We start from the raw sequence: 26,742 nt of genomic DNA, 5'->3' as shown, positions 1-26,742 counted from the left end.
TAGTTCCTTTCAATTTTTTACAAAAAAACCTATTGTTTGACCAACAGTTAGTTAGTAACACAATAGGTTTTGCTGCTATTATTTGACGATTTGTTGCGTTTTCGCATAGTTGGCTTCAACGGCTGCTTTTTCAGCTTTCCACCAGTCTTGATGCTGGGTGTACCAAGCTATGGTTTCTTCTAAGCCTTTGGCAAAATCAGTAAACTGAGGTTCCCAACCAAGTTCCTCACGAAGCTTGGTTGAGTCAATGGCATAGCGAAGGTCATGACCAGCACGATCCGTAACGTGATCATAAGCATCTGTTGGTTGCCCCATTTTCTCAAGAATCAGTTCGAGGACTTCTTTATTATTTTTCTCGCCATCAGCACCAATTAGGTAGGTTTCACCAATACGACCTTTGGTTAAAATGGCCCAAACGCCTGTTGAGTGATCATTCGTGTGAATCCAGTCGCGAACATTTTTCCCTTCGCCATATAGTTTTGGTTTAATGCCTGCCAAAATATTAGTAATTTGACGTGGAATAAATTTTTCAATATGCTGATACGGACCATAGTTATTAGAACAGTTTGATATGGTTGCTTTTACCCCAAACGAACGCACCCAGGCTTTAACAATCAAATCAGATGCTGCCTTTGTTGATGAGTAAGGCGAGCTTGGGTTGTAATTGGTCTCAGCAGTAAACTTTTCACCAGGACCTTCGCCGTGACCAGGTAGGTCTTCACGCAAAGGTAAGTCTCCATAAACCTCATCTGTAGACACGTGATGGAAACGGATATCATATTTGCGTGCTGCTTCCAAAAGGGTATAGGTTCCGATGAAGTTCGTATGAATGAATGGAGATGGGTCATTTAGAGAATTGTCGTTATGACTTTCTGCTGCATAATGGACGATAGCATCTGCTTGTTTTGCCAAACGGTCAACCAATTCTGCATCAGCGATATCTCCTACCACCAACTCCACACGATCTCCTAGGATTTCAGCAATATTTGCCTTATTGCCAGCATAGGTGAGTTTGTCAAGAACAGTCACGTGAATCTCAGGGTGATTGTTGTAAACATAATGTACGAAATTCGAACCGATGAAACCTGCACCACCAGTTACAATAATGTGTTTATAATCAGACATGAATAATTTTCTCCAAAAGTAATTTATCAATAGATTCAGATAGATAAGGCATCTTCTGAATCAAAAGATAGCAGTAATAAAAGGCCAAATGACAAAGAAAGTAGCCACAATTGACTACTTGTTGCTTTGTTACAAGTCTTCTTTGCTTAGTGGTTTAACATCCTTAAGCATAGGATGATTTTTGTCTGCTTCGGAAACTTCCGCTGCTTCTAAGTTTTCCCATTTGATTGGGAGAGCTGGGTCAGCGTAGTTAACAAATGCGTATTTTGGTTTTAAGTCTGCAGCCCAGTAATCATTAACCAAATAGCTATAAGAAACCTGGTCAGATAACACCTGAAAACCATTGGCAACCCCTCTTGGGACAAAAATACCTTTAGATGCGTCAATAATGGTTTGATATACCTGCCCAAAGCTATCTCCTTCTCTCAAGTCTACCCACGTGCCAAGCACTTTTCCTTGATCGGCTACAGAGATGTATTTATCCCAAGGCTCTGCGTGTAGTCCTCTGAGAGCATGTTTATAGGAGACAGAGATGTTGTTTTGCAGCTTGCCTTCAGCAAAAAAACTTTCAGGAAACCCTAAAGGAACCATTTTTTCTTTTTGAAAGTTTTCCTTAAACCAGCCACGATTATCACCGTAGACAGGAATGTCAAATTCTAGCAAACCTGGAATTGCTTCAATACGAGTCACTGACAATGTTTTTCCAAAAAAGTTTTCAGCCATTAGTCTTCTCCAATTAATCTAAGCAAGTACTGTCCGTACTCGTTTTTCTTCAAGGACTGTGCTAAATGGAAAACATCATCTTTACTGATGTAACCCATACGGTAAGCAATTTCTTCTAAATTAGCCACTTGAGCATTTTGCAAACGTTGAACCGTTTCGATGTATTGAGCTGCTTCTAACAAGCTTTCGTGAGTTCCTGTGTCCAGCCAAGCAAAGCCTCGTCCCATGAGCTCCACAGACAAATCTCCACGCTCTAGGTAAGCTTTGTTAACATCTGTGATTTCAAGTTCTCCACGCGAGCTTGGTTTGATGTTTTTCGCAATATCAACCACATCGTTGTCATAGAAATAAAGCCCTGTGACCGCAAAATGGGATTTGGGAACTTCTGGTTTTTCCTCGATAGAGATAGCATTCATTTGATCGTCAAATTCAACCACACCAAAACGTTCTGGATCTTTTACTTGATACCCAAAAACAGTTGCACCTTTTTCTTTTGCTGCTGCTTTTTGAAGCATTTTGGTTAGTCCATTACCATGATAAATGTTGTCTCCTAAAATAAGGGCAACAGAATCGTCTCCGATAAACTCTTCACCGATAATGAAAGCTTGGGCTAGCCCATCTGGACTTGGTTGTTCCTTGTAAGACAACTCAATGCCAAACTCTGAACCATCTCCCAACAACTCCCTAAAGCGTGGAAGATCATGCGGGGTAGAAATGATTAAGATTTCTTTGATACCTGCCAACATCAATGTAGACAGTGGGTAGTATATCATTGGTTTATCATAAATTGGCATCAATTGTTTTGATGCTGCACGAGTCAAGGGATACAAACGTGTTCCAGATCCTCCTGCTAAAATAATACCTTTCATAATAGGTCTCCTGTTCTAATATCTGCTCCATTATTTTACCATTTTTTAAAACTAGTGTCACTTCTTACCAGTAACCTTTATGACATGTTCTGCTATAGGATACAGCTGAGCATCTAATAGGGTTGTTTGCTGAAGCAGTAGACAAACCAGCTCTCTACCAATCAAAGGTCCAACCGTCAAGCCAGATGATCCAAGTCCACTAGCAGCAAAAAGACCTGAAAGCCCTGTGACCTCACCATAAAATGGTGAAAAATCACTCGAATAAGCTCTAATTCCTACCCGATAAGTTTTATGAGTTGCTGTTTTAATCATCGGAAAATAGGCTGATGCTCGGTTCTCCAATTGGTTCAAAACCGTAAGATCTGGTGTCAGGTCGTACCCTTTATCATTTTCATGACTGGCACCAACAGATATGGTTCCGCCGTCAAAAGGAATGATATCAATTTCTCCCTCAGGCATGAGAACAGGATACGCATCGGTATTCAACTGCTCAAAAACATAATCAACCAGCTGACCTTTTTGCGGTCTCACATCAACCTCGTAGCCTAAAGGCTCCAATAAACTCGGCAACCAAGCTCCAGAAGCTAGAATTACCTGGTCAAAATGATTGCCATCAATGGTATAGCCGAATGGAACAGGCTCTACTACTACTTTTTTACGCACCAAGGGATAGCCGCTAGCTGCCAATAATGTTTGGCACAGCTTGCCACCATCCACACGTGCCGCCCCTGTCGCCACCAAGGCTTGGTCAAACCCTTTCAGACCTGGAAAATCATTTAAAAGAGCTTGACGTGTTTTGATGTTCAATTGCCCCATCAACGGAGATTCTGCTTGGCGCTTTTGGGCTAAATCATAAAGATCACCTAGCCTGCTTTCGTTTTTCTTGAGAAGAACAACTCCAGTTTGCTTATAAAAACTCGTATCAATACCAAAGGCTTTGAGCTCTGTGACGAGTTCTTGATAATTATCAGCGCCTAGCCTAGCCATCTTATACCAGGCTTTGTTTCTGCGCTTAGAAAACCAAGGGCAGATAATACCTGCAGCAGCCTTGGTAGCCTGACCATGACCGTCATCAAAAATAGTGACATCCTCTTGCCCATATTGTTTTAAATAATAAGCCGCGCTTGCACCAACGATTCCTGCTCCAATAATTGCTATTTTTGCCATGTTTTTCCTATTCTAACTGCTAAAGGTTATTGGTCAACCATATGTCTCATCACAAATGACTAAATGGATTGGTAGATGACTGACTAGCTATGACCTTGATGTCCCATTGTTCTGCTTCTTTCCATTCTTGGAATTTATCGACTAGACTGCTGATAAATAACGACTCAATATAATGACCTGGATCAATTCCAAAAAGACCTTCTGTCAACATTTCTTGAGCGGTGTGGAAGTTAACATCACCTGTAATATAGACATCAGCTCCTTGTTTGAGCGCTTCTTTGTAAAATTTCTCACCGCTACCGCCACAAATGGCTACCGTTGAAATCAAAGGATCTTCTTGATTGTAGCGAATCACTCGAACAGCATCTAAATCAAAAGTTTCTTTGACCTTTGAGGCAAATTCACTGAGAGATTGCTCTGCTATTTTTCCGATACGTCCAAGGCCATAACCTGGTTGTGTTTCCGCTAAAAAACAAGTGTCGGTAATGCCTAGCAGGTCACAAAACCAATCATTGAGACCATCTGGAACAATATCAATATTGGTGTGACTAACATAAACGGCAATGTCATGCTTAACCAAGTCTAAGAGTATGTCTCGTTGGGGCGACGCAACCAAATCTCGAATCCCTCGGTAAATGGGAGCGTGCTTGGTAATAATCAAATCAACCCCTGATTGAATGGCCTCTGCAACAGTCCCTTCTCTGACATCTAGCGTGACCATAACAGTTTTAATGTCCTTGTCCAAAGAACCAATTTGAAGACCTCGAACATCTCCTTCTTCAGAGAGTTCTTGCGGGCAATACTGTTCGTATCTGTCAATGAACGTTCTAGCTTTCATGAGTAATGGCCTCCTTGATTTGATTTAGTTTTTCTAATAAGACAGAGCGGTCCTGCAGGTTATCCTTGGGAATGCAGGACAAAGCATAGGTTAATTTGTCCATTTCTCGTTGCCACTTTGCTTTGTAGATAGCCGATTTTTCCTGAAATAAATAAGGGCCAAAGCGCAGTTCCATCGCAGATAGCTCCTGGTTTCCAGGTTCTGCAACGATAATCTCATAATATTTGTCGTTTTCAGTCATGATTTTTTCAGCTACAATCCTAAAACCATTAGCTGAAAGCCACTTGCGCAAATCATCTTCGCGATTATTCGGTTGTAAAATAAGGCGCTCAACGCCTGATAGCTGTTCCTTGCCTGCTTGTAAAATCTCGGCGATGAGACGTCCCCCCATGCCGCAAATGCTAATGGCGGTGACCTTATCTGAAGGGCTAAAAGCAGCTAGTCCATCAGCTAGACGAACCTCGATAGCATCTGAAAACCCTGATAGAGAAACGTTTTTCACAGCAGATTTGTAAGGGCCTGTAACGACTTCACCAGCAATGGCACCAATAATCTTGTGCTGTTCCATTAAAAATATAGGAAGGTAAGCGTGGTCGCTTCCGACATCAAGAAGCTTCGCCCCTTTAGGAACGTAAGCGGCAACATCACGCAACCGATGTGATAAATAACTTTCCATGTGTTTACCTTTCTAAACTTGTCATGATAATAGTATACCAAAATGATTGTGGTAAAAAAAGAAAGCCCGTTAGGCTTTCTGTCTACCATAGGTGTCTTTGTAATACTTGCAGTAAGCTTGTACAGGACAATTAGGACACTTGGGATTTTTAGCCAAACAGTGATAGCGTCCAAAGAAAATCAAGCGATGATGGGTAATGCTCCAATCTTTTTTAGGAATTTTAGCCATCAAATCTTGCTCAATATCAGCCACATCAGCGTCTTGAGCTGAAATATTGAGACGCTTTGCCACGCGCGACACATGCGTGTCTACTGCGATCGCAGGAATGCCATACACTTCTGCCAGGACCACATTAGCTGTTTTTCGACCAACACCAGGCAAGGTCTGCAACTCCTTGTGGGTTTTGGGGACCTGGCCTTGAAACTCTGCTAACAACACCTGGGCTGTTTTGACAATGTTTTTTGACTTATTCTTGTATAAGCCTATCGTGCGTAGGCAATTTTCGACATCGCTGATATCTGCCTCTGCCAGATCAATGATTCCGGGGTACTTTTGCCAAAGACCAGGCGTAACCTTATTGACAGCTTTATCTGTTGTTTGAGCAGATAAAATAACCGCAATCAAGAGCTGAAAAGGGGTTCCCCAATCCAGTTCGCCCTTGGCATCTGGAAACATGTCTGCTATTATGGCTAAAACTTTTTTTAAGCGCTCTCGTCCAATTCTCATTAGTCACTCCAAAGATCCATTGAGGTCAAAAAGTCATCTGATACTGCTACGTTTGCTAGATTGGCATCTTGTCTCGCGCGTTTTCGCTCCTCGACTTGTCTCACATTCGTGATGCCTTCTTGACGCCAATTCCTCAAAATAGCTTGAATATATTTCCAATTTGTCTTGCCATTGAAAACAGCCTCTCTGAGCGCTTCTCTAACTAAGTCAACATCTATTTTATCCTCACGCAAGGTTTTTTCCAGATCTTCTAACTCGAAGGGACTCAAAAAGCGCCCTAATTCTCGCTCAAATTCCTCGACCAACTGTTTGAATTGGTTAGGATTTTTTTTCGAGTTGTCTGCTATCTGGTTATTGTCAGCAATGAGCTGGTCTAACTTGGATAAGACGGGGCTAGCATCAAAAATGATTTCGATCTCGCCAGCTAACTCAATCGTTTTCATGTCTAACAATCCCTGGCTGGTCAAAGAAGAAATTGCCTTGTTAATGTCACCTACCGTTTTGCCTATGGCATTAGCAATCTGGCTTGGAGCCAAATCTTCTAAGTTCGTTGTGTTTTGGAGATAGAAAAATTGCCAAACCAAAAAATCAGCTGAGCTATTGAAAATATCCTTATAATGAAAAAGTAAGGCACTTGGAATGACCAAGTTACCCGACTTATAATGTTCTAAAAAACTCATAATCCCTCTATCAAACTAAATGCAGGCCAACTGTTTTATCAGCAAGTAGTTGCAACAAAGCATTAACCTGGAAATTGCATTAACACTTTGTAATCGTAATCACCAATAGCCTCACGACCATTCAAGCCATCCAACTCAATCAAAAAGGCACAGCCTGCAACAACACCACCAAGCTTTTCAATCATTTCGATTGTAGCTTTGACAGTGCCACCTGTTGCTAGTAAATCATCAACAATAAGAACACGCTGACCTGGTTTAACAGCATCAGAGTGCATTGTTAACGTGTCTAATCCATATTCTTTTTCGTAGTCGGCTGAAATGACTTCTCTTGGCAATTTTCCTGGCTTACGCACAGGAGCAAAACCAACTCCTAACTCGACTGCCACAGGACAACCAATAATAAAGCCACGTGCTTCTGGTCCGACAATCATGTCAATATCTCTGTCACAGGCATACTGTGCAATCTCACGAATAGCGTAGCTGTAAGCTTTGCCATCAGCCATTAAAGGCGAGATGTCGCGGAAAGTAATCCCCTCTTTAGGGTAGTTTTCAATTGATGCAATATAATTTGTTAAGTCCATAATACATTCTTTCTAGTAGCCTTAGGCTAAAAATAAAATACTCTTCATTATATCATGAAATGGGTCTTTCGTAAAACGTGACCTATCTCCTGATAAAAACCTTCTTCTCATGCTATTGTAGGTGTCAGCAAAAACCTATGGATTATCACTGTTCACCAAATAATCATACATGTCTTTTGGCGTTGCTAGTGCCATGATTTCTTGAAAGGCAACCAATTCTTTTAACTCTTGGTAAATCACACTCTCAGCAATATCACGTTTTTTAGCATCCGAAACCACTGTCATGATGCCATCTGTGATGGTGACAAACCCCAACTCCTCAAAAATTTGAATCATTTTTACAAGTAACAAGCGATCAATTTTTAAATATTGGCTCAGCTCCGTCAACTTATGGCGCAAGTCAAACTCTGGAAATTGATAAATGGTTTTATAAAGCTTTGCAAACTGGTCACGACTGCCAAAACCAGTCAGATAGTAAGGATTTTTGAGATGATTTTTAAAGTAAATCGCTTCAAATGACTTATTGGCAAATAAAGCCTTCCAGGTTTTAAAATCCTCTGGGATATCATCGATTAAAATCACAGGTGAGTCTGGATCCTGTGTGATAGTTGGTACCTTTTTTGGGAGTTTGGCGTTGCGTGCTCGCAAATCAAATAATTGCACCCCGTTCACCTTGGCATCTACCAACATCAGCTGAAGCGTTGTATTGCCATTCCAATTGTTAATAGACAGATGAACCGCTAGCTCCAAGTCTTTTAGCTGTTGGTATTCTTGTGCTAGATGCCCCTGTCCAAAGGCCAATAAATCAACCTCAACCGTCGCTTTTTTAAGCTTACACTTTAGGTGACTTTGGTCTTGTCCCATGGTTCTGGTTTGACTAATGGTAGCGCCTTTCACATGAAAAATTGGCTTTTTATGACACATTCCAAACGGAGCCAACTGGCTAAGGTTTTTAAGGGTATCTAGACTCAGGTTTTCCAAGGATAATTCTCCATCAAGAACCAGAGTGTTTTTTTGCTGATCATCAAGCCCACGGTCAATCACAAACTGGCACAAACGTTCAGATAAGGCATCAAGATTTTCAGCAGGAAGGGTCATACCTGCTGCACCCGAGTGTCCACCAAAAGCCGTCAAAAGCTCCTTGTTAGCCCTTAAAGCATCCACGATATTCACTGCCTCAATACTTCTAGCAGATCCTTTGGCGATGCCATCTTCACTGTTGAGCACAATGACAGGTTGCCCGATTTCTTCCATAATGCGGCCGGCAACAATCCCAAGCACCCCTGGGTGCCATCCTGATTTGGCTAAAACCTGGACAGGTTTTTCAAGATCAACCATTTGGATGGCCTGCTTAAAGATATCTTGGACCAAGTCTTTTCGTTCTTCGTTTTTACCCTTAATCATGAGGGCCAGTTCATGCAGCTCTTCCTCATCAAACCCAGTCAATAAGTCTATGGCAGGATTTGGATCATCTAGCCTGCCCAAAGCATTTAACTGCGGAGCAATTTTAAACCCTACTGCATCTTCGTCAAAATGCTCTAAGTCAACACCAGAAACAGCCATAAGCTCCTGAAGACCGGCACGCTCTGTGTGTTGCAACATTTTTAGACCATTTTTGACCAACACACGGTTTTCACCTTGTAAACTCACCATGTCAGCAATGGTGCCAATAGCAACCAAGTCTAAAAATTCTACAGGAACATTTTCCAAAAGCGCTGAAGCTAGCTTAAAGGCAACACCACAGCCAGCTAAATAAGGAAAAGGATAGTTTGTTGCTGGGTGTTCTGGGTGCACTATTGCAAAAGCATCGGGTAGTTCTGTAGGCAAGCTATGATGGTCTGTCACAATAACGTCAACCCCTTGATCTTGCGCATAGGAGATGGCTTCATGCCCTGCAACACCGTTGTCCACAGTCACAATAAGCGATACCTGTTCTTGTTCGATAAAATATTTGTAAACACTTTGATTAGGCCCATAGCCATCGGTGAAGCGATTCGGCAGATAAACCTTCACTTCTGCTCCCATCATGTCAAGGGTTTCTTTGACGATGGCAGCTGAGGTCATGCCGTCAGCATCGTAATCTCCATAAACAAGGATGGTTTCCATGTTTTCAATGGCCTGACGAATTCTCGCAACGGCTTTTGCCATGTCGTTTAGCAAATAAGGGTCATGCAAAAGAGATAAATCTGCACTCAAAAAGTCAGCCAAAGCTTTTGGGGTAACAATTCCTCGCGCATGGATAATTTTTGCTGCTGTCTCAGTTAGCCCTTTTTCTTTGGCTAGCTTAAAGAAGCCATCATCTGGCTTCTCTTCGTTTATTTGCCATTGGTATTTGCTTTTAATCATTTATAATTAAATACCTTTCTTGCAAGATAATCAGATAATTTAGGGAATAAAGCATAACATTTATGAGCTATTGCTAAACTGATAGGCATGTTAAGCTCGCGCTTGTTTTTCCCGATGATAGCCAAGACGGCATGTGCTACCTGTGATGGCTGTAAGGTAAACTTGGCCACACTAGCCAAATAATCTCCCGAAGGATCAGCCACGTCAAAAAAGGCAGTGTTGATTGGGCCTGGATTAACTGTGGTGACGTAGACATTTTTGTCAGCCAACTCTAAGCGCAGAGCATTTGAAAAGCCAATGACTGCAAACTTTGTCGCTGAGTAAATGCTTGATTTGCTAGAAGCAATCAAGCCTGCCATTGACACAATATTGATGATGTGTCCTGATTGTTGCTCTGCCATTTTTGCGCCTATCAGACGAGCAAAGTGAATACTTGCTAGACTATTTACCGAAAACATTTCTTGGATTTCATCTGCTGAAAATTCTTCGAATGGTTTAAAGGCACCAAAGCCAGCATTATTAATGAGGACATCAACTTTGCCATAACGAGCAAAGAGTTGTAAGACCATTTCTTGAATGGCTTTAGGGTCTTTAATATCTAACTCAAAACACACCTTGTTGTCAATGTGTTTGTAGCATTCTTCTAACTTTGCTTTGTCACGTCCTAGCAAGATAAGCAAATCGTTGCTCGAAAACCTATCAATCATAGCTTGGGCAAGCCCTCCAGAGGCTCCCGTGATAACAATAATTCTTTGCGTCATGGTATGATCACTTCCTCTAAATCGCGAACCATTTTTACATTTTCAAAAATCGTTGCGGCATCTTTTTCCATTTGACGGCAGTCACGTCCTAAAAAGCGAGCCGAAACATGGTTGAGTAATAGTTGTTTTACCCCTGCTTCAAGAGCAACCTGAGCAGCTTGCATATTGGTAGAATGCCCGTGTTTGCGAGCTATTCTTTCATCACCCTTGCCATAGGTTGACTCATGTACTAAGACGTCGGCATTTTCTGCCAATGCGACGCTAGCTGGAGTTTTTCGAGTGTCTCCAATAATAGTAATAATTTTCCCTTTTTTAGGAGCAGAGATAAAATCGGTTGCCCTAATCTGACGCCCATCGTCAAGCACAATGTCTTGACCATTTTTGATTTTCCCAAAAAGCGGACCAAAAGGGACACCAGCCTCACGAAGGGCTTCTGCATCAAGGGTTCCTTCTAAATCCTTTTGCACAACACGGTAGCCCATGCAAAAAATCGTGTGAGCAACCCGACCTGCATAGACCGTAAATTTATCGGTTTCCATAATTTTGCCCATGCTGTTTTCGTCAAACTCATGAAAATGAATCTGATAAGGCAGTCTTGAGCCAGATACTTTTAAACTGTTAGTGACATATTCTTTGATGCCAATAGGTCCATAAATGTCAAGATCCGTTTGTTCTTCACTAGCTTGAAAGGATCGGCTGGCTAAAAATCCAGGTAGACCAAAAATATGATCACCGTGCAAATGGGTAATAAAAATTTTTCTAATTTTACGTGGTTTAATGGTTGTTTCTAATATTTGCCTTTGGGTTCCTTCGCCACAGTCAAACATCCAAACTTCATTGATTTCGTCTAGTAATTTTAAGACTAAACTCGATACGTTTCGTTGCTTGGCTGGCTGACCAGCTCCAGTTCCTAAAAATTGTATTTCCATGCAATTGGTTCTTTCTAATGCGTGATGTAAATCTTAAATTCTCTCTGAGCAAAGCTATAGTAACATTGCCCAGAAAAATCTTGGCGCAAAGCCAATAGTTCTTCAGTGTTGAAGCCTTTTAAAAGGGTAACATCATCGCTCAAACGATATACCTTGCTTAGTAAAACGCCCTCTGGTGTGATGTCTGTTAAAGACGCATCATCAAATTGAGGTTTAGCCATTTTGATAACCTTATTGTCTAGGTAGACAACATAGTGTGGAAAAATGCGGGCCAATTCAAACAATAGCTCGGAACTGACAGCCTCTGGCTTTTCTGAAAAAACAATCGCAACCTCGTCGTCTTTGTCATAGACAAAGCCATACGAAGCTCCAAGTAAATTGAGGCGCACAAAGGGCTTTTCCTCGTCAAACGAAGGCACCTCTGGGGTTAGCTGCAAAGCGCGTGACAAATCATAGTAGTAATCTGTCGCTGCTGCAGGTGATTGTTTTTGATAAATCTCCGCAAAATAAGCGTTTATCACGCTAGGTGGTGGCGTGATAAAAGCTAATTTTTGTGCTTCTGTCAGCTCTTTTAGCCTATTGGTTAGGTAAACCTTGTCTAAACTGGTAAAACCGCCATAGGTCATGGCTAATTGAATATAATCAGTCATAAAATTCGTCAAGTCTCCATTTGTTTTCAGGGGAAATGTATCCCGAAATGTCTTCGGTCTCATCGTCAAAGCGATAATTGTCCAAGAGAGCTATTTTATTCAAGGCATAAAGCTTATAGGCTTTGTCCTGATGCACCTTGATTGAAAAAGGTTCAAAAATATCTCGAATTTGGTCGATAATCAAGCGCCTCAAGACATCTTTGCTCTGCTTATCGCTTGCAGATATCCTTACATTGGGAAAAGCTGTCGCTGTAAGCCCATCAGCAAGGTCCATCTTGTTATAAATGGCTAATCGAGGAATATCTAGCATGTCTAAGTCTGACAAAATGTCCAATACGACTTTTTCATGCTCTGAGTGATTTGGATCACTCGCGTCAATAACATGTAGCAACAAATCCACATGCCGACTTTCTTCTAGTGTTGATTTAAAGGCTGCTACCAGTTCTGTCGGTAGGTCTTGGATAAAGCCCACCGTATCTGTTAAGGTTGCTTGATATTGATTTTGCAAATACAATTGCTTGGTTGTTGCATCAAGCGTAGCAAATAATTCATTGGCTTCGTATTGCTTATTGTCTGTCAGGACATTCATGATGGTCGATTTTCCTGCATTGGTATAGCCAATCAAGCCGACCTTAAACGTGTCCGATGACACGCGGCGATCACGAACAGTCTGACGATTTTTCGCCACCACTGCCAATTGGCGCTCAATCTCTATGATTTGTTGACGAATTGAACGACGGTTTAACTCTAACTGGCTCTCACCAGGACCTCGACTCCCAATACCTCCTGCCTGACGGCTAAGCATCACACCTTGCCCCACGAGTCGTGGTAACAGGTAGTTTAATTGAGCCAAGTGCACTTGCAGTTTTCCTTCGTGGCTTCTTGCTCGCATGGCAAAAATGTCCAAAATTAACTGCATACGGTCAATGACTTTAACCTCTAAAGCAGCTTCTAAATTTGCATTTTGACGAGCAGTCAGCCGATTGTTGACAATAACCGTATCAATCTCATTAGCCTCGACAACTGCTTTGATATCGTCTAGCTTTCCTGAGCCGATAAAGGTTTTGCTGTCATAACGGTCGCGTTTTTGAGTAAAAGTATCAACAACATCTGCTCCAGCTGTCTTGGCAAGATTTGCTAGCTCAGCCATCGACATGTCAAAATTATCAGTGGTTTGCAGGGCAACACCAACTAAAATAGCTCTTTCTCGATTCACCTGTGTCTCTATCATCACTAGACCAATCCTCCAAATTCCGTAATTTCTATTATAGCATATTTTCAAGTCATCACTAAACCTTTAGCATCAGTCCTTAGGGGATTCCTCAAGAAAGGCTGCCACTTTTTTGAGGATATTTTCAGGATAATCCGCGTCTGTAATGTGATCAAATGAAACAGCCATTCGATTTCGAAACCAAGTCAATTGACGCTTGGCAAATCGTCGGGTGTTTTGCTTGAGTTGTTCTCCAGCCTCTTCTAGACTGACCTCTCCTCTAAAGTAAGGAAAAAGCTCTTTGTAGCCGATGCCTCGACTGGCTTGTACCTCTGGATAAGCATCAAAAAGCCAGCGTGCCTCCTCAAGCAATCCTGAAGCAAGCATATGGTCTACGCGTTTATTGATGCGGTCATAAATGACTTGGCGCTCATCGTTCAAACCAATAATTAGGGACTGATACGGAGGTTCTGTGTTTTCTAAAGCACCTGCAAACTTTGCCAACTCAAGTGTCCGTATGGCTCGTCTACGCGTCATCTGCTGCGGAGGCTTCTGACATTGTCTTGCCAAGTCATAGAGTGTTTCATCATCCAATTGTTCTAGCTCTTTGCGGTAGGCTAAGAGAGCCTGCTGGTCTACGTCACCACCTAGATGGTAACCCTCTAATAGGCTTTGAAGATATAGGCCCGTCCCTCCAACAATAATCGGCAACTTGCCTCGGTTAATCACATCTGCTATCGCTAACTTAGCATCCTTAACAAATTCAAATGCTGAATAAGGCTCCGTGACCTCCTTGATGTCAATCAAATGATGTCTAGCAGCGTCTTGTTCTTCAGGCGTAGCCTTAGCGGTCCCAATATCCAATTGTTTGTAGACCTGCTGGCTGTCTCCTGAAATAATTTCGCCATTAAAAGCCTTCGCCAAGGTAATGCCCAAAGCAGTCTTGCCCACAGCAGTTGGCCCCACAATGACCACAATCTTATCTTTTATCATTAGCAATATCTCTTCTTTCCTCAGTAAAAAGAAGTTCCTAGAACATCTTTCGCTTGAATTTTATACGTTTTTTCGTTACCATATATTATAACATAAGATTTACAGACAACTCATGTCTTCTTATAGAAATGGAGAACTACTATGGCTAAAAAATATCAATTTGCAAAAGGTCTTGCGACTGGTGTCCTCGCAACTGCTGCTACTGTTGCGGGTGCTGTCTTTGCTGTTAAAAAAACCATCATTGACCCAGAAGAAGAAAAAGCTGCTTTTGTTGAAGAAAACCGCAAAAAAGCTGCGCGTCGTCGCGTTGCCCGCTAAGCAGTCCTCTACCCAAGTTGCAACTAGTTGTAACTTAAAAAGTCCTCGTGCTGTCCTGATTCTAAACAATTAGATGATTTATCTAGTTGTCAGAATCGTTCGACACGAGGACTTTTTTTGCGGCATGATTTGCTAAGCATCACTCATCAAAAAACGAATGTAGTGACTATAGACATAAGTCACCAAAAGGCTTGCAACTAAAACTTCAAAAAAAAGCAGGTATTGCCACCATGGTGCCAACCCTAAATAAGCTAGATTCATTTTCAAGGATGTCGCACTAATCACAAAAGGAAAGGTGAAGGCTGCAAAGCCAGGATTAAAAGGTCTTTTTAGCAATATAGGCAACTGGATAAGCACAAAAAAGTAAAGCAGCTGCGATGCAATCATTAAAAAGATAACCATTGACCTACTTGGTAGGGGAAAACTAGCGAGATAGGCTGCTGATAAGAGCGACATTGGGGCACAAAAAGTCGAGATATTAGGCTTAACAGCCTCATCGAGACCTATTAGGTAGGCTTTTTTTGCCATAAATGGCAAAATCAAACCGGTCATCACCAGGCAAATCCAAAAAATAAACTGCCCTAAGATGAACTGGCGACTAGCTGGTGCTGTCAAAGCTCCCACAGCTATTCCAATAAACAAGACTGACCAAGAAGGAAAGACATTTTCCCAAGAAAAGCGCCAAACAAATCGGAAAACATAATAAATAATCAAACAGAAGTTTCCCAAAAGAAAGAACCACCAAAACAGTCTTCCAAAAGCGCTCCATCGTGTTGCCATCACCCAAGATGATAATAACATACCTGTCATGAAAAAGGTAGGAAATACAGATGCTATCAAGGGATGGGCTAGTTGTGTTTTTGCCCGTGGTGGCGCTCTAATAATAGAGACAATCAATAAAGCATACAAAGCCACTGCTGCTATTGTTAAGAGGTATTTGAGAGGGAGCACGTAATGCCCTAATAAATTTCCTAAAGACAGAGTTCCTAATACTAACCCTGAGATAACCAAAGGAGGATGTTTAACCTGTTTCATTGGATGTCCTTTTCTATTTAGTCATAAATTAATCCCAAAGGGGAAAGGAAGGCAAAAATTGAGTTACATAATGGCTTGCTAGCCCTTTCATTATATCATATGTCCCTACGCAAAAAAAGACTAGAAGAACCAGCTCCTAGCCTTTTTAAACATGATTTTAGTGCTTATTAAGCGCCAGCTTGGGGAAGGCTTTCGCCAATCGCCGCTAACCGATCTGCCCACTCTTTTTGTGTCAAACCATTCTCAGCGACATAACGGTTTTTAGCATGAGAACGGCATTCTGGTGAACAGCCTCGAAGATAAATCGCCTCATTTTCCTCAGAAACAAAGATTTGCTTGTTACAAAAAGGATTGCCACAGTTGACATAGCGCTCACAAGGCTCGTTGTCAAAATGATCACGCGCAATGACAGTTGGATCAACGTGGTTGATAGGAACAGCGATACGCTCGTCAAAAACATACATCGCGCCATCCCAAAGTTCACCTTTGACTTCTTCGTCTTTGCTATAGGTAGTGATTCCACCGTGTAGTTGCCCCACATCTTTGAAACCTTCTCGAACCATCCAGCCAGAAAATTTCTCACAGCGAACCCCGCCTGTACAGTAAACAACCACACGTTTGTCCATGAACTTTTCTTTGTTGTCGCGAACCCATTGTGGTAACTCGCGGAAATTGCGAATATCTGGCTTCACAGCTCCTCTAAAGTGTCCCAAATCGTACTCGTAATCGTTACGAGTGTCCAGTACGATGGTGTTTTCGTCCAATAAGGCTTCTTTAAACTGTTTTGGTGAGAGGTAATCACCCGTCAGCTCTAGAGGGTTAACGTCCTCATCATCGACATTTTCCAAACCAAGGTGCACAATTTCTTTCTTGTGACGAACAAACATTTTTTTGAACGGTTCTTGATTATCTTCGTCAACTTTAAACCATAGGTCAGCAAAACGTTCATCGCTATGCACCCAGTCCATATACTTTTGAGTCGTTTCGTAGTCGCCAGAAACCGTTCCGTTAATGCCTTCTTTGGCAATTAGGATACGTCCTTTTAGACCAATCGATTGGCAAAAGGCTAGGTGCTCAGCGGCATAGGCTTCTGCATTTTCAATGGGCACGTATTTATAATAGAGCAGGACTCTAACTTTTTTTGACATAATATCTCCTAATGGTAACATAATAATGTTCTATTATACCCTTAATAGTATTTAAGAAGCAAACTATCCGCTTGAATAAAATATCACAAACTTATCGCTTTTTTAACACTTATTTTCTCTGCATTATTTCTTAAATATGATAAAATGGAGAAAAGGAGATGACTATGACTTACGAATTATGCCTAGAATATGGAACCTACCCTTTAACGGTATCAAACGCACTCTTAGGTCAAGACAATGAGGTGCCTGAATTTATTCAACATGACCAACCCTTATTAGATCAGTTGGAGTTGATGAACAGTCTCTTTCATGACTTGTTTTTAACCATTGAATGCCAGTTTCATTATGTTGGTTTTGAGTTTCCAGAAAAACGTCATCGCATCAAGTCCCTGTATGAGGAAGTCTCTCAATACTTAATCGACACCTATCCTGAACAAGATATCACCATCGAGCCCTTTTTATTAGCATAACGATTATTGGCTGGCTCAAGAATAACCGCTTCGCTTTACCGTGTGTCTTATTAATGACACGCCTTTGGGGCAGTGAACCTCTCAAGATTAGAGTGGCTCAGCCCTATCAACGTTGGGTTTTAATCAATGCTCTGACTTTTTAGCAGAGATAGACCATTCACACCCCAACACTCCTCTGACATGCCTATTATCACAGCATTGAAACTAGAAAGGTCTTCGACATGAAGAAACGAACACAAACACAATTAATGAATTACATCAGAGATATCTATAATAATGATGATTTGGACAATAGCAAAGACCTCAAAGAAAAATTATTGTTAGCATCTAAGTGTATTAACGATGGTCATAAATTGGGTTATGTTGCCCACAAGCTCTATCCCTATGTTTTGACAGAGTGTCTCAACAATAGCCGGTCGCAAGAACTGCAACCATTATTGAAATGCTTAGAGAAACTAAAGCGAAAACACGAATTAAGCAATATCCTTAGCACAACATTTAATCACTTTCACTAATCCATCATTTAAACGCCACTCCCATAACTGGGAGTGGCGTTTTGTATACTGTCATGCTCAGTTTATTCGTGAGAATGCCAAATGTCTTGATTATATTGTTCAATCGTACGGTCTGATGAGAAGAAGCCTGCCTTAGCAATGTTATGCACGACTTTGGTCATCCAAAGTTCTTGGTCTTCATAGTCGGCTAACATTTTTTCCTTGATAGCAATATACTCTGCCAGGTCAATCAAGGTCATAAACCAGTCTTTGCTGATTAGTTCATGATGCAAGCGAGCAAGGCGGTCACCATTACCAAATGACATGAGGTCTTCGCTGATAATAAAGTCAACAGCTTCTTTGATGGCGGCGTCAGCTTCGTAGTAATCTTTAGAAACATAAGCACTCTTAGCATAAAGATCAATAATCGTATCTGAATCTTTACCAAATGTGTAAATGTTTTCCATACCAGCAAGCTCCGCAATCTCAACGTTAGCACCGTCCATAGTACCAAGGGTCAAAGCACCATTTAGCATAAATTTCATGTTGCCAGTCCCTGAAGCTTCTTTAGATGCTAGAGAGATTTGCTCTGAAATATCTGTTGCAGGAATCAAATGCTCTGCCACTGTCACGTTATAGTTTTCAACTAGGTGGACATTAAGGTATGGGCTTACTTCTGGGTCATTATTGATTAGCTCAGACAGGCATAAAATCAAGTGAATGATATCTTGAGCAATAATATAGGCAGGGGCAGCCTTTCCGCCAAAGATAACTGTAATCTTACGTTTTGGCAAGTTTCCTTTTTTAATGTCGAGGTATTTGTGAATAACATAGAGCGCATTCATTTGTTGGCGTTTGTACTCGTGGAAACGTTTGATTTGAGTATCGATGATTGATTCTTCGTCTAATTCAATGCCTTTGTTCTCTTTAAGGTAACGCTTAAGTGCCACTTTATTGCTGTGCTTAATCTCAGCAAGTTTGGCATGGACCTCCTTATCCTCAGCGAACGCCATCAATTTTTCGAGCTTGGTCGCATCTGTTAGATAATCATCACCGATAAGCTCTTTGATGTAAGCCGCCAAATCTTGGTTAGCAAATTCTAACCAGCGACGGAAAGTGATTCCATTTGTTTTATTGTTGAATTTTTCTGGATAAAGGTCGTAGAAAGCCTTGAGCTCACTAGTTTTCAAAATTTCTGTGTGAAGCGCAGCAACCCCGTTTACACTTGTGGCAAAATGAATATCCATGTGAGCCATGTGCACACGACCTGTTTCATCAATAATCTGCACCGCTGGATTAGACACTTCTGCACGCACAAGAGCATCCAATTTTTCGATGATGTTCACCAAGTGTGGTACTACTTCATTCAGGTAATCGATTGGCCATTTTTCCAATGCTTCTGCCAAAATAGTGTGGTTCGTGTAGCCGACCATGCGTTTGACTACAGATACTGCTTCTTCAAATTCAAATCCGTGTGCCTCGGTTAGTAGGCGGATAAGTTCTGGAATTACCAATGATGGGTGTGTGTCATTAATTTGCACGTAAGCATAATCAGGCAAGTCATGAAGGTTTGACCCACGTTCGATAGCCTCATCAATAAGCAACTGTGCAGCATTTGATACCATGAAATATTGTTGGTAAATGCGGAGCAATTCACCATTTTTGTCAGAATCATCTGGGTACAAGAATAAGGTCAGATTTTTCTTGATATCTGTCTTGTCAAATGAAATGCCATCTTTTATCAAACCATAGTCAACAGCCTCAATGTCAAAAAGGTTAAGCGCATTTTTAGTGTCGCGCTTGTAGCCTAACACGTCAATACGGTCTAAGCGAGACGTCAATGTGAAGTGTTTGAAAGGCACTTCGTAGCTAACGTCTGTTGGAACCAACCATGATTCATCCTCAATCCAGAAATTAGGCTCTGCTTCTTGTTCATTGTGTTTGAAAACTTGTTTGAAAAGTCCACAATGGTAATTCAGACCCACACCTTCGCCATTAATGCCCAGGCTAGATATAGAGTCAATGAAGCATGACGCCAAGCGTCCCAAACCACCATTACCAAGTGAAGGCTCTAATTCAACATCTTCTACTTCAGCGATTGATTTGCCAGCAGCAGCTAGCTCGTCTTTGATGTCACCGTAAATACCTAAGTTAATCAAGTTATTTGAGAGCAACTTCCCAATCAAAAACTCAGCTGAAATATAGTAAACCTTGCGCTTAGCAGTATTTTTAGATTTGTCGTTCGCTTGGTCTTTGACGAAGTGAAGCAAGGCCAAATAAATCTCTTCGTTGCTAGCTTGTGCCAAAGGTTTGCCTAGTTTAGTTTCTGCGAAATCTGTAAAACGTTTCATAGTATCCTCTTTCTTTTCGTTCCTCTAAAGATGAGCATTTGCTCGGCCATATAGTTCTGTTAACTCTTTTAAGTAGGACTTATGCTCAACAGTAATGTCATCTGCAAGCATCCGCCATTGCCAGTTGCCACCAACAGTATTTGGGAGATTCATACGGCTGTCAGCGTCTTTATCTAATAAATCTTGCATGCATAAGATAGCAGTGTCACTAACACTTGCGAAAATGGTTCTTAGCATCGCTTTTGTGATAGGCTCATCTGCCGTGCGGTGGAGGTAAGCATCCACAAAGCTAGCCTGTTCTGCCGTCAAGTTGTCATACCAACCATTAACCACTTCGTTGTCATGAGTTCCCGTATACACAATACTCTTTGAGTCATAGTTATGAGGCAGGTCAAGACTTTGACTGGTCACATCATACAAGCCAAATTCTAAAATCTTCATCCCTGGAAAAGCAGTCGAGGCTAATAACTGCTCTGCTTTTGCATCAATATAACCAAGATTTTCTGCGATAATCGGAAGATCTCCCAAGGCATTTCGGACGGCTTCGAAAAGTTCTATACCAGGAGCTGATTCCCAGTGACCATTTTTAGCAGTAGTATCTCCACCAGGAATTTCCCAAAAATCTGAGAAACCTTTAAAATGGTCGATGCGCAGGTGATCATACAACTTGAAGCTTTCCTGAATGCGGTAAATCCACCAAGCGAAATCAGTCTTGCTATGATTTGTCCAATTGTAGATTGGATTGCCCCACAATTGACCGTCCTCACTAAAGCCATCAGCAGGCACACCTGCAATATAAAGTGGATTTTTATCAGCATCAACCTTAAACAAGTCTGGCATGGTCCAAACCTCAACACTATCTGCTGAGACATAAATTGGCATGTCACCAATGATTTCTATCCCATTTTTATTGGCATAAGCCTTAACCGCTAACCACTGCTGGTAAAAGAAATACTGGCACACCTTGTGGTAGTTAATGGCTTTAGCAAGTTTCTGACGATAGTTGGCTAAAGCTACTTCTTCTCGTTTGATGATTGCTGCATCATCCCACTCTTGAAGCGCTTTGTTATTGAAATGCTCTTTAATAGCCATGAATTCAGCAAAGTCATTTACCCAGGTCGCTTCTGCTTCAAAGGTCGCTAATTCTTTTTGACCTTGTGGCGTCGATAGAAATGCCGAAACTGCTTTTTCCAGTATGGGACGTCTCGCCTTGAAAAGCTGTGCGTAATCAACCGATTCAGAGGTCGCACCAAATGAGACGCCTTCATAGTCTGAGACCTCTAGATACCCTGCTTTAGCCAAGGCTTTAAAATCAATAAAATGTGTATTTCCTGCTATTGCCGAAAACGATTGGTAAGGGGAGTCGCCAAAGCTAGTGGTTGTCAGAGGTAAGATCTGCCAGTAAGTTTGCTTGGTTTCTTTCAAAAAATCAATAAACTCAAAGGCTTCTTTTCCAAAGGTTCCAATTCCAAATTGTCCTGGAAGAGAACTAATATGCATCAAGATACCGCTTGCACGTTTCGTCATCTTTTTTCTCCTTGTCGCCGTTTTAAAACTTTCGTATGATGAAATTATAACGCAACCGTTTGCATAAGTCAATTGTTTCTCGAAAAAAAGCAACCTTTTTCCAAAAGGTCGCTCTATTTTGTCTTATGGTTTGGTCCTATCCAAGACGCTTTCGCGCTTTTTAAGGCTAAAAGGCACTAAAATCTTCTGACTAAGAGGCTGGTCTTTAGCCTTAATCAGTTCTAATAGTTTATTGACGGAGGTTTCTCCTAAATGGGCAACGTTAATGTCAAACGTCGTTAGATAGGGGTGAATTAATTTGGCATAACTTGAATTGTTAAATGTTATAAGGGAAATGTCATCTGGAACTTTCATGCCATAAAAAGATAGCAACTGAATCAGTCTAACCGATAAAACGTCCCCAATCACAATTAACGCGCTAGCCTTACAAGAGCGAATGGTTTTGATGACGTTCTCAACGGTCAGAGGATCTTTGCGGTCAAATAATAACATCGGGTGATTGTCCAAAGATAATTTCAAACAGCCTTTTAAATAGCCGATATAACGCTCTGACGTGACCTCTGATTCTAGATCATCGGTGATAAATAATAGTTGGCTGTGCCCCATGTCATGCAAATAATCCACCGCAGTTTTTCCCATAAGTTGATTGTCGTTATCAATATAGGTGATTTTATTTGCGTCTCCTTCTGGAGCTCCTACAATCACAAACGGAATCTTTTTGGCAATCAAGTAATTCCGAACAGGATCATTTTGTTCCGAATACAAAATGATAAACCCATCAACTCGCTTTTGAAGGTACATCAAAGTGACTTGTTCTAACAAGTCTTCTACTGAACGGCCTGTCGCAATAGAAACGGTAAAATGATGTTTTTTTGCCTCGTTAGTAATGGTTGATAAAATTTGCATGAAAAAAGGCTCGCTTAAACGATCATTACTGTTGATTGGAGGAAAAACCAAACCGACATTATGGGTCAGACCGCTAGCAAGCATTTGCGCTGCGACATTGGGCACATAGCCTAAATCAGTCATGGCTTTTCGGACTTTTTCCTTGGTTTTTTGCGAAATAGAGCGATTGTCCTTAAGTACCCTACTCACTGTAGAGGGGTTCACTCCTGCCTTTAGGGCGACATCTTTTATTGTTACCATATAAACCTCTTTTTATCTTGTTTTATCTGAAAGAACACGTTTGCATGTATTTTGTTTCCATTATACAATTATCTTTCAAAAAATCAACAGTCACTCCATTTTCCTGAATTGCTTAATAATCTGTCTTTTTTCTAAAAAATAACATTTTTTTTAAAAAAGACTTGACTTTTACTGCAAGCGGTTGCATAATAATAAGTGTAAGAAATATATTTTAGGAGGAAACAGCTATGAAATCATGGCAAAAAGTTATCGTCGGAGGAGCAAGTGTCACACTTGCCAGTGCTCTATTAGTTGGATGTGGATCACAATCTAAAGATAAAACTGAAACTGCTAGTTCTGATGCCAAAACCATTAAACTTTGGGTGCCAACAGGGGCTAAAAAATCATACAGTGATATCGTTGCAAAATTTGAAAAAGACTCTGGCTACAAGGTTAAAGTTGTGGAATCAGAAGATCCTAAAGCACAAGAAAAAATCAAAAAAGACGCTTCAACTGCCGCTGATGTTTTCTCGCTTCCTCATGACCAACTTGGACAATTAGTTGAATCAGGCACCATCCAAGAAGTTCCTGAAGAATATGTTAAAACAATTACCGAAACTGCTACAGAACAAGCTATCCGTGGTGCTAACTACAAAGGAAAAACCTATGCTTTCCCATTTGGTATTGAGTCACAAGTTCTTTTCTACAACAAAACAAAATTAGCTGCAGAAGATGTAACTTCTTATGACACTATCACCTCAAAAGCAACCTTTGGTGGTACCTTTAAACAAGCTAACGCTTATGCTACTGGCCCATTATTTATGTCAGTTGGCAACACCTTATTTGGTGAAGACGGCGAAGACGTCAAAGGCACTAACTGGGGTAACGACAAAGGTGTCGCTGTTCTTAAATGGATTTCTGACCAAGCATCAAACAAAGGCTTCGTTAACTTAGACCCTAACAATGTTATGTCTCAATTTGGTGACGGATCTGTTGCTTCATTTGAATCAGGCCCATGGGACTTTGAGGCTGCTCAAAAAGCAATCGGCAAAGAAAATCTTGGTGTTGCGGCTTATCCAAAAGTAACCATCGGTGGTGAAACTGTTCAGCAAAAAGCATTCTTGGGTGTAAAACTCTACGCTGTTAACCAAGCGCCTGCTAAAGGCGACACCAAACGTATCGCTGCAAGCTATAAACTTGCGTCATACCTAACAAATGCTGAGAGCCAAGAAAACCAATTTAAAACACGCCATATTGTTCCAGCTAACAAAAAAGTTCAAGATTCAGATGCTGTTCAATCAGATGAACTTGCTAAAACTGTAATCACTATGGGATCATCATCAGATTACACTGTTGTTATGCCAAAACTTAGTCAAATGGGTACCTTCTGGACTGAAAGTGCTGCAATCCTTAGCGATGCCTTTAACGGTAAACTCAAAGAAGGCAAGTTCCTTTCTAAATTACAACAATTTGACAAAGATATCGCTGGAACAAAATAAGCAAGCTATCATTTACTAAATACCACAATAAACAAGTACAGGGGTGAGTAACTTCTAACATAAACCTGTTTACTCATCTGCAAAAGGGAGTGGAACTGAGCTCCATTATGATACGTTCTTTTGGGGGTTAGTCCCACTCCTACTTGTTTTTATTTGAAGTCAGTAGCTTGGTGCTACGTAAATTTTTAACCGCTTAAAGGTTTACGTAACACCTAGCTATTGTAAAACTGAGCAGGAGAGACTCAGTTGGTCACTCTTGTATCTTCATCAAAAGGAGAGAATATATGACTCACTCAAGCTTGACAAATCAAGTAACCGTGATGGAAGCCTTGAAAAAAGGTGGTTTTGACATTAAACTATCTGCTCTAATCATGGGGTTTGCTAACTTTGCTAATAAACAATTCATCAAAGGCAGCCTCTTTTTAGTCAGTCAGGTGATTTTCCTTATTGCCTTTTTTTCTCAGATTACTTCAGCCATCTCAGGATTAGTTACACTTGGGACACAGACACAAGGAATGACCACAAAAACCATTGATGGCATTAGCATTCAAGTGGCTGTTGATGGCGACAATTCCATGTTAATCTTAATTTTTGGTCTCGCATCAATTATCTTTTGTTTGGTATTTGCCTATATTTATTGGTGCAATCTCAAAAGTGCTCGCAATATCTACCTTCTCAAACAAGACGGTAAAAAAGTGCCAACGTTCAAAGAAGACGTTTTAACCCTTGCTAATGGTCGGTTCCATATGACCTTAATGGCGGTTCCGCTTATCGGAGTCTTGCTATTTACCATCTTGCCTTTGGTTTACATGATTTGCTTGGCATTTACAAACTTTGACCATAATCATCTGCCACCAAAATCACTATTTGACTGGGTTGGTTTAGCTAATTTTAGCAACATTTTTAGCGGGCGTTTGGCGGGAACCTTCTTCCCAGTGTTCTCTTGGACATTGATTTGGGCTGTTTTTGCCACTGTAACCAACTTTTTCTTTGGCATTATCTTGGCCTTGTTGATTAATACCAAAGGACTAAAATTGAAAAAAATGTGGCGAACTATCTTTGTTATCACCATTGCTGTGCCACAGTTTATTTCATTATTAATCATGAGAAACTTGCTCAATGACCAAGGACCTCTAAATGCCCTTCTCAATAAATTAGGCATCATCAATGGGTCACTACCATTTTTATCTGATCCGATTTGGGCGAAATTTTCTATTATCTTTGTCAATATGTGGATCGGTATTCCTTTTACCATGTTGATTGCTACTGGGATTATTATGAACTTACCTAGTGAACAGATTGAAGCTGCTGAAATTGATGGAGCAAGTAAGTTCCAAGTCTTTAAATCCATTACTTTCCCGCAAATTCTTATCATCATGACACCTAACTTGATCCAACAGTTCATTGGAAATATTAATAACTTCAATGTTATTTACCTCCTGACTGGTGGTGGACCAACAAACTCTCACTACTACCAAGCGGGTACGACTGATCTATTGGTAACTTGGCTCTACAAACTAACACTGACAGCAGCTGACTACAACCTAGCTTCTGTTATCGGTATCTTAATCTTCGTGGTTTCTGCCGTCTTTAGTTTACTAGCATACACTAGAACAGCATCATACAAGGAAGGGGCAGCTAAATAATGAAAAATAAACGTCGCTTACAGCTTAGTCTAGTTTATCTTATCTTAACCATTCTCTCCATCGTCTGGCTTTTGCCGATTGCTTGGGTAGTACTGACAAGTTTTCGTGCTGAAGGAACAGCCTATGTTGATTATTTTATTCCAAAACATTTTACCTTAGATCACTACATCAAACTATTTACCAATGACACGTTTCCATTTGGCAGATGGTTTATGAATACGTTGATTGTTGCGACCTTTACTTGCATTATTTCAACCTTTATCACTGTTGCTATGGCTTATTCTCTCAGCCGTATCAAGTTTAAATTCCGCAACCGTTTCTTAAAACTTGCTCTTGTCTTAAACATGTTTCCTGGATTCATGAGCATGATTGCGGTTTATTACATCCTAAAAGCTCTAGGTCTTACCCAAACCTTGACAGCGCTTGTTTTGGTTTACTCAGCTGGTGCAGCACTTGGCTTTTACATTGCTAAAGGATTTTTCGATACCATTCCTTACTCTCTTGACGAATCAGCAATGATTGATGGGGCTACACGAATGGATATCTTCTTCAAAATCACCTTGCCATTGTCAAAACCTATCATCGTCTACACCGCTTTAATTGCCTTTATGGGACCTTGGATTGATTTCATCTTTGCCCAAGTCATCCTAGGCGATGCAACTAGCAAGTACACCGTAGCCATTGGACTCTTTTCAATGCTACAAGCTGATACTATCAACAACTGGTTTATGGCCTTCACCGCAGGTTCTGTTCTGATTGCCATTCCAATCACCCTTCTTTTCATGGTCATGCAAAAATACTATGTCGAAGGTGTTACTGGTGGATCTGTTAAATAAACAATTATTAAAAGCCTTT

Annotated in this window: 26 protein-coding genes; 6 read left to right on the top strand and 20 right to left on the bottom strand. The window is 40.9% G+C overall.

Translation table 11 applies throughout. From position 1 onward, the window contains the following. Nucleotides 1-78: 78 nt before the first annotated feature. The 15 genes from rfbB to miaA all read right to left on the bottom strand — a co-directional run bounded on the left by rfbB (nucleotide 79) and on the right by miaA (nucleotide 14,274). Complete coding sequence (rfbB, locus tag AKK44_RS03660; RefSeq protein WP_054278558.1) at nucleotides 79-1,125, bottom strand: dTDP-glucose 4,6-dehydratase; 1,047 nt, start codon at nucleotides 1,123-1,125, stop codon at nucleotides 79-81. 129 nt (nucleotides 1,126-1,254) lie between these two features. Further along, on the bottom strand, nucleotides 1,255-1,848 hold the full coding sequence (locus AKK44_RS03655; protein ID WP_054278557.1) for a dTDP-4-dehydrorhamnose 3,5-epimerase family protein: 594 nt from the start codon (nucleotides 1,846-1,848) through the stop codon (nucleotides 1,255-1,257). Next, entirely contained in the window at nucleotides 1,848-2,717 is an 870-nt protein-coding gene (rfbA, locus tag AKK44_RS03650; protein ID WP_037595476.1) for a glucose-1-phosphate thymidylyltransferase RfbA, read from the bottom strand. Before rfbA ends, AKK44_RS03655 begins: the two co-directional genes overlap by 1 nt. Before the next feature lie 57 nt (nucleotides 2,718-2,774). After that, complete coding sequence (locus AKK44_RS03645; protein WP_054278556.1) at nucleotides 2,775-3,884, bottom strand: NAD(P)/FAD-dependent oxidoreductase; 1,110 nt, start codon at nucleotides 3,882-3,884, stop codon at nucleotides 2,775-2,777. Nucleotides 3,885-3,933: 49 nt separating this feature from the next. Next, complete coding sequence (locus AKK44_RS03640) at nucleotides 3,934-4,722, bottom strand: Nif3-like dinuclear metal center hexameric protein (protein ID WP_054278555.1); 789 nt, start codon at nucleotides 4,720-4,722, stop codon at nucleotides 3,934-3,936. Beyond that, nucleotides 4,712-5,398, bottom strand: coding sequence for a tRNA (adenine(22)-N(1))-methyltransferase (locus tag AKK44_RS03635; RefSeq protein WP_054278554.1), 687 nt, complete (start codon nucleotides 5,396-5,398; stop codon nucleotides 4,712-4,714). Before AKK44_RS03635 ends, AKK44_RS03640 begins: the two co-directional genes overlap by 11 nt. 69 nt (nucleotides 5,399-5,467) lie before the next feature. After that, nucleotides 5,468-6,124: an endonuclease III gene (gene nth / locus AKK44_RS03630; RefSeq protein ID WP_054278553.1), complete on the bottom strand. Its 657-nt coding sequence runs from the start codon at nucleotides 6,122-6,124 to the stop codon at nucleotides 5,468-5,470. Beyond that, on the bottom strand, nucleotides 6,124-6,804 hold the full coding sequence (locus tag AKK44_RS03625) for a DnaD domain-containing protein (RefSeq protein WP_054278552.1): 681 nt from the start codon (nucleotides 6,802-6,804) through the stop codon (nucleotides 6,124-6,126). Before AKK44_RS03625 ends, nth begins: the two co-directional genes overlap by 1 nt. A 62-nt stretch (nucleotides 6,805-6,866) precedes the next feature. Then, nucleotides 6,867-7,385 carry an adenine phosphoribosyltransferase gene (locus AKK44_RS03620; RefSeq protein ID WP_037595482.1) on the bottom strand — a complete coding sequence of 173 codons (519 nt, stop codon included), beginning with the start codon at nucleotides 7,383-7,385 and terminating at the stop codon, nucleotides 6,867-6,869. A 135-nt stretch (nucleotides 7,386-7,520) separates the two neighbouring features. Continuing rightward, nucleotides 7,521-9,731: a single-stranded-DNA-specific exonuclease RecJ gene (gene recJ / locus AKK44_RS03615; protein WP_054278551.1), complete on the bottom strand. Its 2,211-nt coding sequence runs from the start codon at nucleotides 9,729-9,731 to the stop codon at nucleotides 7,521-7,523. Continuing rightward, a complete protein-coding gene (locus AKK44_RS03610) occupies nucleotides 9,728-10,492 on the bottom strand; it encodes an SDR family NAD(P)-dependent oxidoreductase (protein ID WP_054278550.1) in 765 nt (254 codons plus the stop codon). Before AKK44_RS03610 ends, recJ begins: the two co-directional genes overlap by 4 nt. After that, complete coding sequence (gene rnz / locus AKK44_RS03605; RefSeq protein ID WP_054278549.1) at nucleotides 10,489-11,421, bottom strand: ribonuclease Z; 933 nt, start codon at nucleotides 11,419-11,421, stop codon at nucleotides 10,489-10,491. Before rnz ends, AKK44_RS03610 begins: the two co-directional genes overlap by 4 nt. A 14-nt stretch (nucleotides 11,422-11,435) precedes the next feature. Next, nucleotides 11,436-12,071 (bottom strand): class I SAM-dependent methyltransferase, encoded by a 636-nt coding sequence (locus AKK44_RS03600; protein WP_037595486.1) that lies wholly within the window; start codon nucleotides 12,069-12,071, stop codon nucleotides 11,436-11,438. Next, nucleotides 12,064-13,302 (bottom strand): GTPase HflX, encoded by a 1,239-nt coding sequence (gene hflX, locus AKK44_RS03595; RefSeq protein ID WP_054278548.1) that lies wholly within the window; start codon nucleotides 13,300-13,302, stop codon nucleotides 12,064-12,066. The genes AKK44_RS03600 and hflX overlap by 8 nt, the downstream gene beginning before the upstream one ends. A 72-nt stretch (nucleotides 13,303-13,374) precedes the next feature. Continuing rightward, nucleotides 13,375-14,274, bottom strand: coding sequence for a tRNA (adenosine(37)-N6)-dimethylallyltransferase MiaA (gene miaA, locus AKK44_RS03590; RefSeq protein ID WP_054278547.1), 900 nt, complete (start codon nucleotides 14,272-14,274; stop codon nucleotides 13,375-13,377). Between the two features lie 141 nt (nucleotides 14,275-14,415). Between miaA and AKK44_RS08645 the strand changes: the two genes are divergently transcribed. Continuing rightward, nucleotides 14,416-14,592, top strand: a complete 177-nt coding sequence (locus AKK44_RS08645) for a DUF3042 family protein (RefSeq protein ID WP_082385537.1) — start codon at nucleotides 14,416-14,418, stop codon at nucleotides 14,590-14,592. A 132-nt stretch (nucleotides 14,593-14,724) separates the two neighbouring features. On the opposite strand, the gene AKK44_RS03585 is transcribed toward AKK44_RS08645, so the two are convergent. Both AKK44_RS03585 and trhO read right to left on the bottom strand, forming a co-directional pair. Beyond that, nucleotides 14,725-15,627 (bottom strand): TDT family transporter, encoded by a 903-nt coding sequence (locus tag AKK44_RS03585; RefSeq protein ID WP_054278546.1) that lies wholly within the window; start codon nucleotides 15,625-15,627, stop codon nucleotides 14,725-14,727. A gap of 167 nt (nucleotides 15,628-15,794) precedes the next feature. Then, complete coding sequence (trhO, locus tag AKK44_RS03580; protein WP_054278545.1) at nucleotides 15,795-16,775, bottom strand: oxygen-dependent tRNA uridine(34) hydroxylase TrhO; 981 nt, start codon at nucleotides 16,773-16,775, stop codon at nucleotides 15,795-15,797. Nucleotides 16,776-16,939: 164 nt separating this feature from the next. Between trhO and AKK44_RS03575 the strand changes: the two genes are divergently transcribed. Together AKK44_RS03575 and AKK44_RS03570 are read left to right on the top strand one after the other, a co-directional pair. Continuing rightward, nucleotides 16,940-17,245, top strand: a complete 306-nt coding sequence (locus AKK44_RS03575; protein WP_037595490.1) for a hypothetical protein — start codon at nucleotides 16,940-16,942, stop codon at nucleotides 17,243-17,245. 221 nt (nucleotides 17,246-17,466) lie between these two features. Continuing rightward, complete coding sequence (locus AKK44_RS03570; RefSeq protein WP_052123841.1) at nucleotides 17,467-17,760, top strand: hypothetical protein; 294 nt, start codon at nucleotides 17,467-17,469, stop codon at nucleotides 17,758-17,760. A gap of 62 nt (nucleotides 17,761-17,822) precedes the next feature. Here the strand turns inward: AKK44_RS03570 and glgP are convergent, their stop codons facing one another. From glgP to AKK44_RS03555, 3 genes are read right to left on the bottom strand one after another with little or no spacing between them, the layout of a single operon-like run. Beyond that, entirely contained in the window at nucleotides 17,823-20,090 is a 2,268-nt protein-coding gene (gene glgP / locus AKK44_RS03565) for a glycogen/starch/alpha-glucan family phosphorylase (RefSeq protein WP_054278544.1), read from the bottom strand. A gap of 24 nt (nucleotides 20,091-20,114) precedes the next feature. Then, nucleotides 20,115-21,689 carry a 4-alpha-glucanotransferase gene (malQ, locus tag AKK44_RS03560; RefSeq protein ID WP_082385545.1) on the bottom strand — a complete coding sequence of 525 codons (1,575 nt, stop codon included), beginning with the start codon at nucleotides 21,687-21,689 and terminating at the stop codon, nucleotides 20,115-20,117. Nucleotides 21,690-21,740: 51 nt separating this feature from the next. Further along, complete coding sequence (locus AKK44_RS03555) at nucleotides 21,741-22,763, bottom strand: LacI family DNA-binding transcriptional regulator (protein WP_037595494.1); 1,023 nt, start codon at nucleotides 22,761-22,763, stop codon at nucleotides 21,741-21,743. A 227-nt stretch (nucleotides 22,764-22,990) separates the two neighbouring features. Here AKK44_RS03555 and AKK44_RS03550 point away from each other — a divergent pair, with 227 nt between their 5' ends. From AKK44_RS03550 to AKK44_RS03540, 3 genes are all read left to right on the top strand, one after another. Further along, nucleotides 22,991-24,241, top strand: a complete 1,251-nt coding sequence (locus tag AKK44_RS03550; protein WP_054278542.1) for an extracellular solute-binding protein — start codon at nucleotides 22,991-22,993, stop codon at nucleotides 24,239-24,241. A 284-nt stretch (nucleotides 24,242-24,525) separates the two neighbouring features. Further along, on the top strand, nucleotides 24,526-25,887 hold the full coding sequence (locus AKK44_RS03545; protein WP_054278541.1) for a carbohydrate ABC transporter permease: 1,362 nt from the start codon (nucleotides 24,526-24,528) through the stop codon (nucleotides 25,885-25,887). Next, nucleotides 25,887-26,723 (top strand): sugar ABC transporter permease, encoded by an 837-nt coding sequence (locus tag AKK44_RS03540; protein WP_037595497.1) that lies wholly within the window; start codon nucleotides 25,887-25,889, stop codon nucleotides 26,721-26,723. Before AKK44_RS03545 ends, AKK44_RS03540 begins: the two co-directional genes overlap by 1 nt. Nucleotides 26,724-26,742: the final 19 nt, after the last annotated feature.

Origin of the sequence: Streptococcus phocae, from assembly GCF_001302265.1 — a bacterium.
Taxonomy (GTDB): Bacteria; Bacillota; Bacilli; order Lactobacillales; family Streptococcaceae; genus Streptococcus; species Streptococcus phocae.
Note: the sequence above shows the minus strand (reverse complement) of the source record. Positions and strands in the feature narration are given on the sequence as shown.